The 14,258-nt window shown below is 41.7% G+C and carries 10 protein-coding genes; 9 read left to right on the top strand and 1 reads right to left on the bottom strand.

What is annotated here, in order from left to right; translation table 11 throughout:
- Positions 1-48: 48 nt before the first annotated feature.
- Genes KW850_RS00795 through pyrE form a run of 8 tightly spaced genes read left to right on the top strand, consistent with a single transcriptional unit; the run spans position 49 to position 9,566 of the window.
- A complete protein-coding gene (locus tag KW850_RS00795; RefSeq protein WP_218345681.1) occupies positions 49-993 on the top strand; it encodes an aspartate carbamoyltransferase catalytic subunit in 945 nt (314 codons plus the stop codon).
- The gene (locus KW850_RS00790) at positions 953-2,239 is read left to right on the top strand and encodes a dihydroorotase (RefSeq protein ID WP_218345680.1); all 1,287 of its coding nucleotides are present in this window, start codon (positions 953-955) and stop codon (positions 2,237-2,239) included. Before KW850_RS00795 ends, KW850_RS00790 begins: the two co-directional genes overlap by 41 nt.
- A complete protein-coding gene (locus tag KW850_RS00785) occupies positions 2,236-3,327 on the top strand; it encodes a carbamoyl phosphate synthase small subunit (RefSeq protein WP_218345679.1) in 1,092 nt (363 codons plus the stop codon). The genes KW850_RS00790 and KW850_RS00785 overlap by 4 nt, the downstream gene beginning before the upstream one ends.
- On the top strand, positions 3,320-6,526 hold the full coding sequence (gene carB / locus KW850_RS00780; protein WP_218345678.1) for a carbamoyl-phosphate synthase large subunit: 3,207 nt from the start codon (positions 3,320-3,322) through the stop codon (positions 6,524-6,526). The genes KW850_RS00785 and carB overlap by 8 nt, the downstream gene beginning before the upstream one ends.
- Positions 6,523-7,296, top strand: a complete 774-nt coding sequence (locus tag KW850_RS00775) for a dihydroorotate dehydrogenase electron transfer subunit (RefSeq protein ID WP_218345677.1) — start codon at positions 6,523-6,525, stop codon at positions 7,294-7,296. Before carB ends, KW850_RS00775 begins: the two co-directional genes overlap by 4 nt.
- A complete protein-coding gene (locus KW850_RS00770) occupies positions 7,293-8,234 on the top strand; it encodes a dihydroorotate dehydrogenase (RefSeq protein ID WP_218345676.1) in 942 nt (313 codons plus the stop codon). Before KW850_RS00775 ends, KW850_RS00770 begins: the two co-directional genes overlap by 4 nt.
- The gene (gene pyrF, locus KW850_RS00765; RefSeq protein ID WP_218345675.1) at positions 8,206-8,922 is read left to right on the top strand and encodes an orotidine-5'-phosphate decarboxylase; all 717 of its coding nucleotides are present in this window, start codon (positions 8,206-8,208) and stop codon (positions 8,920-8,922) included. Before KW850_RS00770 ends, pyrF begins: the two co-directional genes overlap by 29 nt.
- Positions 8,919-9,566 carry an orotate phosphoribosyltransferase gene (gene pyrE, locus KW850_RS00760; RefSeq protein WP_218345674.1) on the top strand — a complete coding sequence of 216 codons (648 nt, stop codon included), beginning with the start codon at positions 8,919-8,921 and terminating at the stop codon, positions 9,564-9,566. Before pyrF ends, pyrE begins: the two co-directional genes overlap by 4 nt.
- A 112-nt stretch (positions 9,567-9,678) precedes the next feature.
- Here pyrE and KW850_RS00755 read toward each other — a convergent pair whose 3' ends face one another.
- On the bottom strand, positions 9,679-11,388 hold the full coding sequence (locus KW850_RS00755) for an Rqc2 family fibronectin-binding protein (RefSeq protein ID WP_218345673.1): 1,710 nt from the start codon (positions 11,386-11,388) through the stop codon (positions 9,679-9,681).
- Between the two features lie 184 nt (positions 11,389-11,572).
- Here KW850_RS00755 and KW850_RS00750 point away from each other — a divergent pair, with 184 nt between their 5' ends.
- Positions 11,573-14,251, top strand: coding sequence for a calcium-translocating P-type ATPase, SERCA-type (locus KW850_RS00750; protein WP_218345672.1), 2,679 nt, complete (start codon positions 11,573-11,575; stop codon positions 14,249-14,251).
- The last annotated feature ends 7 nt before the right edge of the window (positions 14,252-14,258 follow it).

The raw sequence follows: 14,258 nt of genomic DNA, 5'->3' as shown, positions 1-14,258 counted from the left end.
TTACGGTCAGGGTGTTTTTTATTCAAAATGAGAGAGGCGGGATGATTGATGTTAAGTCATTTACTAACCACGAACGAATTAAAGGTGAATGAGATTAATCAAATCTTAACAGATGCTCATAACTTTAAAAACGGAATGAAATGGTCTCCGGATAGGCAAATGTTTACTGCCAATCTATTTTTTGAACCGAGCACAAGAACAAAGAGCAGCTTTGAAGTGGCCCAAAGGAGATTAGGATTAGAAGTAATCCCTTTTGAAGTACTTACTTCAAGTGTCCAAAAAGGCGAAACACTTTACGATACGGTAAAAACATTAGAATCAATAGGTGTCAACTCCATTGTCATTCGTCACGAACAAGATCGCTATTTTGATGAATTGGTCGGTAAGGTAAACATTCCAATCATAAATGGAGGGGATGGATGCGGACATCATCCGACGCAATCACTTCTTGATCTATTGACAATCCAGCAAGAGTTTGGACAATTCACAGGCTTAAAAATTGCCATTATCGGCGACATTCGTCATAGCCGGGTAGCACGTTCCAATGCAGATGTTCTAACAAGGCTGGGAGCAGAAGTGATTTTTTCGGGACCAAAAGAGTGGTTCGATACTAGGAGTACAGATATATCAAGGTATAGGCCAATTGATTTGGCGATCCAAGAAGCCGATGTAGTCATGTTACTTCGAGTACAGCATGAACGGCATCAACAAAAAAGCAGCTTTACGGCAAATGAATATCACAAACAATATGGTCTTACACTAGAAAGAGAAAAGATGATGAAGCAGGACAGTATTATCATGCATCCTGCACCTGTTAATAGAAATGTAGAAATAGCTGATAGTCTTGTCGAGTGCAAGCGATCAAGGATATTCAAGCAAATGGAAAATGGTGTATACGTCAGAATGGCGGCAATCAAAAGATCAATTGAAAGTCTTGAAGGAGGAAATCAATATGAAACTACTTATTCAGAACGCATGCTACACAGCATCTAACGGTGAAACGAAACAAGCCGATATATTAATAAAAGATGGGATTATTACCAAAATCGATACTCAAATTAATGCGGACGTCGATCGCACAATAGACGCACAAGGAAAATTAGTGGCACCAGGATTTATCGACCTGCATGTACACCTTCGTGAACCAGGCGGAGAAAAAAAGGAAACCATTGCAACCGGAACAGCAGCAGCAGCAAGAGGCGGATTTACCACCATTGCCAACATGCCAAACACAAGACCGGTGCCTGACACCATTAACAATATGGAGGACTTACAAAAGCGGATAAAGGATACGGCGAAGGTTAGGGTTCTGCCATATGCTTCGATTACAATCCGCCAGTTAGGTCAAGAGTTAACAGATTTTGAAGGACTGAAAGCTCTGGGTGCATTTGCCTTTTCGGATGACGGGGTCGGCGTGCAGTCAGCTGCGATGATGCTTGAAGCGATGCGTAAAGCAGCCGCACTTGATATGGCGATTGTCGCTCACTGTGAAGAAAACACGTTAATCAATAATGGCTCCGTCCATGATGGATCATTTGCGAAGGAACATGGATTGAATGGGATCCCATCAGTCTGTGAATCCGTTCAAATTGCCAGAGATGTCCTGTTAGCGGAAGCTGCAGACTGTCATTATCATGTCTGCCATATCAGCACAAAGGAATCTGTTCGGGTGGTTAGAGAGGCCAAAAAAGCAGGTATCAAGGTAACGGCAGAGGTTACTCCACACCACTTATTGTTATCACAAGATGATATTCCAGGTCTTGATGCAAACTTCAAAATGAATCCGCCGCTTCGTGATGAAGAAGACCGTAAAGCTTTAATAGAAGGACTTCTAGACGGCACAATTGATTTCATTGCAACCGATCATGCACCACACACGGCAGATGAGAAACTTGAGGGAATGATGCTTGCACCGTTCGGTATTGTTGGGCTGGAAACAGCGTTCCCGTTACTATATACACACTTCGTTTTAAAGAATATCATCACACTCGAACAATTAATTGAGTATTTAACAGTCAAACCAGCCGAAGCATTTTCGCTGCCATACGGGAAAATCGAAGTGGGGGCACCGGCAGACTTAGTACTGTTGAACTTAGAGGAAGAACGTGCAATTAACACAGAAGAATTCTTATCAAAAGGAAAAAATACACCATTTGGCGGTTGGAAATGTAAGGGATGGCCTGAGATGACAATCGCTAGAGGAGAAATTGCTTGGGAAAAAGGATGTGTATTAGCATGAAAAAACAGCTAATTTTAGAAGATGGAACCATTTTTATCGGTAAAGGCTTTGGCAGTGATACGGAAACAATTGGTGAAGTCGTTTTTAATACAGGGATGACCGGTTACCAGGAAATCATTTCTGACCCATCCTACTGCGGACAAATTGTAACCCTTACCTATCCATTGATCGGGAATTACGGAATCAACCGAGATGATTTCGAATCAATCAATCCTGCAATAAAGGGATTGATTGTAAAGGAAGCAGCGGACTTCCCTTCTAACTGGAGAAACGAATACACTTTAGACGAATATTTTGATATGAAAAAAATCCCAGGAATTGCAGGGATCGATACACGTAAATTGACTCGGATTATCCGTCAATACGGAACATTGAAAGGGGCTATCTGCAGCATTGAAAAGGATGCGAATGAGGTTTTAGCCCAATTACGTAAAGCACCGCTTCCAACAAATCAAGTAAAACAAGTTTCCACTAAAAATGCCTATCCAAGTCCAGGACGCGGCAAAAGAGTAGTCCTCGTTGATTTTGGAATGAAGCACGGAATCCTGCGAGAACTCAACCAGCGGGATTGTGATATTGTGGTCGTCCCATATCACACAACTGCAGATGAAATCCTTCAGTTGCGTCCAGACGGAATCATGCTTTCAAATGGACCTGGGGATCCAAAGGATGTACCAGAAGCGATTGATATGTTAAAAGGAGTATTAGGCAGAGTACCATTATTCGGAATTTGCTTAGGCCATCAGTTGTTTGCACTAGCGTGCGGCGCTAATACGGAAAAAATGAAATTCGGTCATCGCGGTTCAAACCATCCTGTCAAAGACCTATCAACAGGAAAAATAGCGATTACCTCGCAAAATCACGGCTATACAGTAGAAGAAGACTCTATTAAGAATACAAGATTAGAAATTACTCACATCGCAGTAAATGACGGAACAGTCGAAGGATTAAAACATCTAGATTATCCAGCATTTACAGTTCAATACCATCCCGAAGCATCCCCAGGACCAGAAGATGCAAACGGCCTATTTAATCAATTTATTGACTTGATGGAAAAGAACAAACAGGAGGTTACAGCAAATGCCTAAACGTACAGATATCAACTCCATTTTAGTAATCGGTTCAGGACCAATTGTCATCGGGCAGGCTGCAGAATTTGACTATGCCGGTGCCCAAGCATGTATCGCTCTTAAAGAAGAAGGCTACCGTGTTATTCTAGTTAACTCCAATCCTGCCACCATCATGACAGATACAGAGATGGCAGATGCCGTTTATATCGAGCCCTTGACTGTAGAATTCGTCAGCAGAATCATTCGCAAAGAACGTCCAGATGCGCTTCTCGCGACTCTTGGCGGACAAACCGGTCTTAACCTGGCTGTCGAACTAACAAAATCAGGCGTTTTAGCTGAATGCGAAGTAGAAATTCTTGGTACGAAACTTTCAGCGATTAACCAAGCAGAGGACCGCGACCTTTTCCGCAGCCTTATGAATGAATTAAACGAACCAGTACCCGATAGCGAAATAATCCATGAATTAGCTGAAGCAAAAGCATTCGTTGAAAAAATTGGTTTCCCTGTGATTGTTCGACCAGCGTTTACATTAGGAGGAACAGGAGGCGGTATCTGTCATAACGACGAGGAACTAGAGGAAATTGTCACAAGCGGATTAAAGCACAGCCCAGTGAATCAATGTCTGCTAGAAAAAAGTATCGCTGGCTTCAAGGAAATTGAATACGAAGTAATGCGAGATAGAAATGACAATGCGATTGTTGTTTGTAATATGGAAAACATCGATCCGGTCGGGGTCCATACCGGAGATTCCATCGTCGTTGCTCCAAGTCAGACATTAAGCGATCGTGAATACCAGCTGCTTCGAAATGTTTCGTTAAAGATAATCCGTGCCTTAGGAATTGAAGGTGGCTGTAATGTTCAGCTTGCTCTAGATCCAGATAGCTTTAATTACTATATTATTGAAGTAAATCCACGTGTTAGCCGTTCTTCAGCACTAGCGTCCAAAGCAACCGGTTATCCAATTGCTAAGCTTGCTGCTAAGATTGCAGTCGGTTTAACACTTGATGAAATGTTAAACCCTGTTACAGGAAAAACGTATGCAAGCTTTGAACCGGCGCTAGATTATATCGTAACCAAAATCCCGAGATGGCCGTTTGACAAGTTTGAATCGGGTAACCGTTCACTTGGAACGCAAATGAAAGCAACGGGAGAGATTATGGCGATTGGCCGTACATTTGAAGAATCCTTATTGAAAGCGATCCGATCACTTGAGGCAGGGGTTTATCATTTCGAATTAAACGACGCTGCAGAAATCGATGATGAATTACTCGAAAAACGGATTCGCAAAGCAGGGGACGAACGCCTCTTTTACATCGCAGAAGGGTTAAAACGTGGATTAACCATAGAGACAATTCATCAATGGAGCAAAATAGACTTATTCTTCTTAAAGAAGATGGAAGGTATTATTGAACTGGAATCAATTCTTGCAGCCCACCCTTTTGATACTGAAATCCTGCTAGAGGCAAAACAAAAAGGCTTTACTGATAAAAAAATCGCCCAGCTTTGGAATACATCCGAAAAAGAAATTTATAATACAAGAAAAAATCTCGGTATTATCCCAGTTTATAAAATGGTTGATACTTGTGCAGCCGAATTTGAATCGGCAACACCATACTACTATGGCACATATGAAGACGAAAACGAGTCAATTGTGACAGAGAAAAATAGTGTCATTGTACTAGGGTCTGGCCCAATTCGAATCGGCCAGGGAATTGAATTTGATTATGCGACCGTACACTCTGTAAAAGCCATTAAAGAAGCAGGCTATGAAGCGATTATCATTAACAACAATCCTGAAACAGTATCTACCGACTTCAGTATTTCCGACAAGCTTTACTTCGAACCACTGACGATCGAAGATGTTATGAGTATTATTAATTTAGAGAAACCAATGGGGGTAGTCGTTCAGTTTGGCGGACAAACTGCGATCAACTTGGCTGCAAAACTTGAAGAAAACGGCGTGAAAATTCTCGGAACAAGCTTAGAAGACCTAGACCGTGCTGAAAATCGTGATAAATTTGAACAGGCGCTAGAAAAGTTAAACATTCCACAGCCATTAGGGAAAACAGCCATGTCAGTGGAACAAGCTCTTGTTATCGCCGAAGAAATAGGTTATCCAGTCCTTGTCCGTCCTTCTTATGTGCTTGGTGGAAGAGCTATGGAAATTGTCTACCATGAAGAAGAACTTCTTCACTATATGAAAAACGCTGTAAAAGTGAATCCAGAGCATCCAGTCTTGATTGACCGTTACTTAACAGGAAAAGAAATTGAAGTTGATGCTATTTGTGACGGCACTAATGTTTTAATCCCGGGTATTATGGAACATATCGAACGAGCAGGGGTTCATTCAGGTGACTCAATTGCAGTTTATCCTCCGCAAACTCTTAGTGAAAAAGTAAAACAAACACTTGTTGAGTACACCGAGAAATTAGCGAAGGGCCTAAATATTATTGGACTACTAAACATTCAATATGTGCTCGCGGGAGATCATGTTTATGTACTAGAGGTAAACCCAAGATCAAGCCGTACCGTTCCATTCTTAAGTAAAATTACGAATATCCCAATGGCAAAAATCGCAACGAAAGCGATCCTTGGGGTATCGATTCTCGACCAAGGCTTCATCCCAGGACTAGTTACTGAGAAAGAAGGAGTATACGTTAAAGTTCCGGTTTTCTCCTTTGCTAAATTGAAGAGTGTCGATATTACGCTCGGACCTGAAATGAAGTCGACAGGAGAAGTAATGGGTAAGGATGTTACACTCGAAAAAGCCCTATACAAAGGCTTAGTTGCTTCAGGTATGAAAATTCAGCAGTTCGGTACCGTATTGTTTACGGTAGCAGATAAGGATAAGCAGGAAGCCTTAAAACTTGCGAAACGTTTCTCTGCAAACGGCTATCGTTTAATGGCAACAAGCGGAACAGCGGCTATATTAGAAGAAGCAGGCCTAAGAGTGAAGGTTGTCGGCAAAATTGGTTCAGAAGGAAAAACTTTATTAGATGTCATTCATCATGGTGAGGCACAGTTCATTATCAATACATTAACAAAAGGGAAACAGCCTGAACGTGACGGGTTTAGAATTCGCCGGGAAGCTGTTGAAAATGGAGTCCCATGCTTAACTTCACTAGACACGGCTGATGCGATCTTAAAAGTAATTGAATCAATGAACTTTTCAGCAGAACCAATGACAGCGATGAAAAAGGAGGCCGTGTTTGCATGATCCAAAAAGAGTTATGCAAAGTACTCAGCCAAAAAGAAATTGCTTCAGATATCTTTGAGCTCACTATTCATGGAGATTTGGTCAGCCAGATAAATGCTCCCGGGCAGTTTGTGCACCTTAAAGTTTCAAATGGTCTAGATCCATTGTTGCGCAGACCGATTAGTATATCTTCATTTGACATCGAACAAAATAGTTTGACAATGATTTACCGCAAGGAAGGGAAAGGAACCTCCATGCTGTCAGAATTACGACCAGGGATGAATGTCGACATCCTTGGTCCATTAGGTAATGGTTTTCCTGTTGAGGAAGTCAGCACAGGAGATACTGCCTTACTTGTCGGCGGCGGAATTGGCGTTCCTCCATTATATGAATTATCAAATCAGTTAGTCGCAAAAGGTGTTAAAGTCATCCATGTGCTTGGCTTTCAGACTGCATCAGCTGTCTTTTACGAAGAGGAGTTTTTGAAAAATGGGGAAACCTATGTAGCGACTGTTGATGGTTCTTTTGGTAGAAAGGGCTTTGTGACGGATGTGATGAAAGAATTGCAATTTGATTGTATCTATACATGCGGACCAACTCCGATGTTAAGAGCAATTGAGCAGAATTATCAAGATAAAAAAGTATTCTTATCGCTTGAAGAGCGGATGGGCTGCGGCATCGGTGCCTGCTTTGCTTGTGTATGTAAAAAGAAGGATGATCCAACAGGAGTTTCTTATAAAAAGGTCTGCAGTGATGGTCCTGTATTTCGAGCCGGGGAGGTATTGATATGAGTCGATTAAACATTGAATTACCAGGCTTAAACTTAAAAAACCCAATCATGCCTGCATCCGGCTGCTTTGGGTTCGGCAGAGAATACAGTCAGTTCTATGATCTGAGTGTACTTGGCGCGATTATGATTAAAGCTACAACAGTAGAACCAAGGTTCGGAAATGCAACACCACGTGTCGCAGAAACCTCTGCAGGCATGTTAAATGCGATTGGCCTGCAAAATCCTGGACTAGAAAAGGTCCTTGGCGAAGAGCTTCCTTTTTTATCTCAGTACGATGTACCAATTATTGCAAATGTGGCCGGCTCGCTTGAAGAGGATTACGTGGAGGTAGCCCGTCAAATTTCTAAGGCCCCAAATGTTCATGCACTTGAACTGAATATCTCCTGCCCTAACGTAAAAACAGGCGGGATTGCTTTTGGAACCATTCCGGAAACAGCGAAACAATTAACCCGTAAGGTTAAAGAGGTATCAGAGGTACCTGTATATGTGAAGCTGTCGCCCAATGTTACTAACATTGTAGAAATGGCCAAGGCCGTAGAAGCCGGTGGTGCGGATGGGTTGACCATGATTAATACCCTTATTGGGATGAGACTTGATTTAAAAACAGGCAAACCGATTCTTGCCAATCGAACCGGTGGATTGTCTGGCCCAGCAATAAAGCCAGTGGCGATTCGGATGATTTACGAAGTCAGCCAGGCGGTTGAAATTCCAATTATCGGAATGGGCGGTGTTGAGACGGCTCAAGACGTGATCGAGTATTTTTATGCAGGGGCGAGTGCTGTTGCAGTCGGAACTGCCAATTTCGTTGACCCGTTTGTCTGTCCGACTATCATTGAGGAACTGCCTGAACTGCTTGAAAAATTAGGATTTGAACACATCAGTGAATGTACAGGAAGGAGCTGGAAGGAACATGGACAACTCGCTTATCATCGCGCTTGATTTTCCCGGCATAAACGAAGTTAATCAATTTCTTAAGCCGTTTGCTGGCAAAGAGCTTTTTGTAAAAGTAGGGATGGAATTGTTCTACCAGGAAGGCCCCGCGATTATTCATCAGCTAAAAGAACAAGGTCACCGTATTTTCCTGGATTTAAAGCTGCATGACATTCCAAACACAGTGAAAAGTGCAATGAAGGGTCTTGCCCGCTTAGAGTGTGATTTAGTTAATGTTCATGCTGCCGGTGGAATTGATATGATGCAAGCGGCACTGGAAGGTCTTGAAGCAGGTACCCCTGCAGGACGGAAACGACCTAACTGTATCGCAGTAACGCAATTAACAAGTACGTCTGAGGAACAAATGCAAAAAGAACAACTTATACCGGTCTCCTTAAAGGAATCGGTGCTTCATTATGCCTCTATTACAAAACAAGCAGGCTTAGATGGAGTTGTTTGCTCTGCATGGGAAGCAGCTTTGATAAAAGAAAAGGCCGGACAATCATTTCTGACGGTATGCCCCGGTATTAGGATGGCATCTGATCAGGTAGGAGACCAAAAACGGGTCACAACTCCTGAATCAGCACGGACAATGGGGGTAAGTGCAATTGTCGTAGGCCGCTCGATTACCCGTTCACAAGACCCGCTAACAAGTTATCAACAATGGATGGAAGCATGGAAGGGAGTAAAACAATGAAAAAATTAATTGCAGAAAAATTACTAGAAATCAACGCGGTTGCCTTGAAGCCCGAGGATCCGTTTACATGGGCATCAGGACTTCGTTCCCCAATCTATTGTGATAATCGCCTAACTCTTTCATACCCTGAGGTAAGAAAAGCAATTGCTGCTGGGCTGCAGCAGCTGATTCAAGAAAATTTCCCTGGAACGGAGGTCATTGCAGGAACTGCCACGGCAGGTATCCCTCATGCCGCATGGGTCAGCGACCTAATGGAGCTTCCTATGTGCTACGTTCGTTCGAAAGCAAAAGGACACGGTAAAGGGAATCAGATTGAAGGAAAAGCTGAGGCAGGCCAAAAGGTAGTCGTAGTCGAAGATTTGATTTCTACTGGAGGCAGTGTGATTACGGCTGTTCAAGCATTAAGGGAAGCTGGCTGTGACGTGCTTGGTGTGGTTTCCATTTTTACATATGGCCTTGAAAAGGGAAAAGAACTGCTTCAGGAAAACGAGATTAAAAGTAAATCACTGACTGATTTTGAAACATTAATAGAAGTAGCAATTTCTAAGGGTATAGTTACTGAAGAGGATCAGAAAAGTCTCCTTTTATGGAGTAAAGACCCTTCTGAATGGAGCAGCCACTTCGTGGAAACGCAGATTCGCTGATAAAATGAAATTAACGCTGATAAATCATGTGGTTTCGCTGATAAACAGGTAAAATCCGCTGATAAATAGAAAAAGAGGGCATCCGAGACCTTGCGGATGCCCTCTTTCCTTTCTATTTCTTCAATTTAAGTACCAATTCTTCATCCGGCGTGACAAATAACGTCTGTTGATTATCATAAATAACAAACCCCGGCTTGGCGCCGCTTGGCTTTTTAACAAACCGGACCCTGGTATAATCAACAGGGACTGAGCTGGAATTACGTGCTTTACTGAAGTAAGAGGCTAAAACGGCCGCTTCACGAATTGTTTCATTAGATGGTTCTTTGCTGCGAATCACCACATGAGAGCCAGGGATGTCCTTCGTATGGAGCCAAATTTCATCCCTTGCTGCCAATTTATTTGTTAAATAGTCATTTTGTTTATTATTTTTCCCAACGATAATATCCGTCCCATCGGTAGATACAAAATGATCTAAAATTGGCTTACTATTCTGTGCCTTCTTCAGTTTCTTCTTTTGCCGTTCGCGAATATAGCCGCCCTCTACCAGTTCTTCACGAATCTCTTGGATATCCTTAGGAGAAGCTGCTTGTATCTGCTGCAATAAATTATCAAAGTAGGTTACTTCCACATTTGCTTTATCAATTTGCTCTACAACAACCTCGACCGCATTTTTGGCCTTTTGGTATTTAGAAAAATACCTCTGGGCATTTTCAGAAGGTGTCTTCCGTGGATCAAGAGGAATTGTAATCGTCCCACCAGATTCATCATAATAATTAAGAACTTCAATTTCACGCATCCCTTTGCTGGCAGCATATAAATTAGCTGTTAATAGCTCCCCAAAGCGTTGAAATTGTTCAGCACGCTCTGCTTCTTTTAATGTTGCTTTCAGTTTGTCTATTTTCTTTTCATTCTTTTCTTTTTCATTATGAATAAATCGTTCGATATCATTTCCTTGCTGCTTTACCCGATCTCTTTCAGCTTTGCCAAAATAAAAACGGTCAAGCATTTCACTTAGAGTAGAAAAGGTTTTAACTTCTCCTTTTAAATGCTCAAGAGGGAATAAATAAAAGGAATCTTTACCGCCTGCTGTCATTATCGAAGGGAGAATCTCCCCTGTTTCCACCCTTTTTATCATATTAATGAACGTTTCCGGTACAGTTGTTCGATTGGCAAGACCGCTTTGGAACATTACTTCCTTGGCAAAAAGAGGCGATATTCCTGCGAATTGCTCAACTAATTGGCGGTCCATTTTTCCCGCATTAAAATCAAGTTTCCTTAGTAGATCATCTTTTTCACACTGAAATGGATTTTGCTTATGTTGTTCAGGTGGAGAAACATAAGGCTGGCCTGGCAAAATGGCCCTATGGCTGTTGAGTGCAAACGAGACATGTTTGATGCTGTCAAGAATGATATTCCGCGATTTATCAATCAGAACAATATTGCTATGTCTCCCCATTATTTCAATAATTAATTGCTTATAGCTGATATCACCAATCTCATTCCTGCCCTTAATTTCTAATACAATTATTCGGTCCGTTTCTTTTTGATATAAATCCTCTAAAATGTAACCCTCAATATGTTTCCTAAGCAGCATACAGAACATTGGCGGCTCACTTGGATTATCATAGGCTTCTTCAGTGAATTGGACCCTTGCATAGCTTGGGTGTGCTGATAATAGCAGCTTTTGATTAACACCATTGGCGCGAATGGTGAGAATCACTTCATTTTTATAGGGCTGATGAACTTTATTAATCCTTCCGCCCTTTAGCGAACGGACTAGCTCACCCACCATTGCTTTTGTAAATAAACCATCAAATGACATGGAAAACATCCTTTACTACAATCATATGAATTCATTATAGCTTACTATAAAAAGACTGTCTTATAATTAACCTATTATCTATTTTATCTTTCACTATATCATAGCATTTTTTGGGACGACCCTGAATAAGCTTTCTTTAGAGCATGTATTTATTGGTATTTAAAGGGGGAAGTGAGATGGTCGGATGAAATTTCATGAAATGAAGATAGAACAAGTAGAAAAGGCCTTAGAAACCGACTTTTCTTCTGGATTGACACATGAAGAAGTAAAAAAACGGATGAAACTGCACGGACTAAATGAATTGGATGAAGGAGAAAAGCAATCAGTTTTACTCTTATTTTTTAGTCAATTTAAGGATTTTATGGTCTTAGTGCTTCTCGCAGCTACACTGATATCGGGATTGCTAGGCGAATACATTGATGCCATCGCGATAATCGCCATCGTCATTATTAACGGATTTCTTGGCTTTTTTCAAGAAAGAAGAGCAGAAAAATCGCTACAGGCTTTAAAAGAATTATCTGCACCACAAGTTTCCGTTCTTCGAGACGGACAGTGGACCAAAATCCCTTCAAAAGAAATTGTCATTGGTGATATAGTGAAGTTTGGAAGCGGTGACCGTATCGGTGCCGATGTTAGGGTAATTGAGTCAAAAAGTTTAGAGATTGAGGAATCGGCCCTTACAGGTGAATCTGTTCCTGTTTCCAAGCAGATTGAGTCCCTATCCAATCCTAACCCAGGAATAGGTGATATGGAGAATATTGCCTTTATGGGTACGATGATCACGAGGGGAAGCGGGGTTGGAGTCGTTATTGCAACAGGAATGAAAACAGCTATGGGTCAAATTGCTGATTTACTCCAAAATGCCGAAACACAAGATACGCCATTACAGCGCCGCTTAGAGCAACTCGGAAAAATCTTAATAACGGTAGCATTGTTGTTAACAGTTCTTGTGGTAGCCGTGGGTGTTTTAAGAGGGCACGACATCTATGAGATGTTTTTAGCAGGTGTTTCGCTAGCAGTAGCTGCCATTCCAGAAGGGCTCCCAGCGATTGTAACAGTGGCATTATCTCTCGGTGTTCAAAAAATGATTAAGAAAAATGCGATTGTTAGAAAGCTTCCAGCCGTTGAAACACTTGGCTGTGCATCGGTTATTTGTTCTGATAAAACGGGAACAATGACACAAAACAAAATGACTGTTACCCATTTATGGAGCGGAGGTCAAACCTGGACAGTGGACGGGGTAGGCTATCAACCGCAAGGTAATTTTTATAGAAATGAGCGAACTATTAATCCTCGAGAGGAAAAAGCATTACAGCAAATGCTGATCTTTGGGATGCTATGTAATCATTCAGATTTAGTTGTCAGGGATGATGATTATTTTCTAGATGGAGATCCAACCGAAGGGGCACTGTTAGTTAGTGCCATGAAAGCAGGATTTGATCGTCTTAAATTATTAAATGAATTTTCAATTATTAAAGAATTCCCATTTGATTCTTCTCGAAAAATGATGAGCGTCCATGTGAAAGACAAGCAGGGAAGACATTTTATTGTCACCAAAGGGGCACCTGACGTCATCTTAGGAATTAGTGAATCTGTCCTTTGGGATGAGAGATCACAATTCCTAAATAAAGAAACACAGTTCAAGGTACAAGATGCAATAAACGGCCTTGCGGCACAGGCCCTGCGCACGATTGCGATTGCTTATAAACCAATACAAGCTAACACTGTTATATTAAGTGAGCAGGAAGCAGAGAAGAATTTAACGTTAATTGGTATCCAGGGAATGATTGATCCGCCAAGACCTGAAGTGAAAAAGGCGGTTAAGGAATGTAAGGAAGCAGGTATAAAAACGGTTATGATTACCGGTGACCATGTGATCACCGCAAAAGCAATTGCTTCCCAACTTGGAATCATCAACAATAAAAGTAAGGTTATTGATGGGAATGCCTTATCTCAAATGTCTGTCGAAGAATTAGAAGAAGTTGTTGATGATGTTTCCGTTTTTGCCAGGGTTTCACCAGAGCATAAACTAAAAATTGTCAAAGCATTACAAAATCGCGGTCATATTGTTGCGATGACGGGAGATGGAGTAAACGATGCTCCGGCTATTAAAGCTGCCGATATTGGAGTGGCTATGGGAATTACAGGAACCGATGTTGCCAAAGAAGCTTCTGCGCTTGTTTTGTTAGATGATAACTTTGCCACAATAAAAGCTGCAATCGTAGAGGGCAGAAATATATATGAAAATATTCGGAAATTTGTCCGTTACTTACTGGCTTCCAATGTTGGGGAAATTTTGGTGATGTTGTTTGCGATGCTTTTAGCGCTCCCACTCCCGCTTATCCCGATCCAAATTCTATGGGTAAATTTAGTTACAGATGGTCTGCCAGCTATGGCACTTGGACTTGATCGTCCAGAAGAAAACGTGATGAAACGTAAGCCTCGCAGTCCAGATGAAGGTGTTTTTTCTCGCGGGTTAGGCTGGAAGGTGGTATCGAGGGGCTTCCTTATAGGGATTGTAACATTGCTATCCTTTATAGTTGTCTATCATAACGACCCAGCAAAGTTACAATATGCACAAACCGTCGCCTTTGCTACACTCGTCATGGCACAGCTCATACATGTATTTGATTGCCGCAGTGAAAAATCAGTTCTCTCAAGAAATCCTTTCGGGAATCCATATCTTGTTTGGGCCGTTATCTCTTCACTTGCCTTGATGTTTGTTGTTATTTATTATCAGCCCCTGCAGCCGATTTTCCACACGCTGCCGATTGCAGCTAAGGATTGGTTATTGATTGTTGGGTTATCATCCATTCCAACTTTTTTACTAGCAGGGTCATTTTTGTTAAGAAAAACAAAATAAAGTGTGT

It is taken from the genome of Bacillus sp. sid0103 (assembly GCF_019219025.1).
This window is presented reverse-complemented; position numbering and strand designations above follow the sequence as displayed.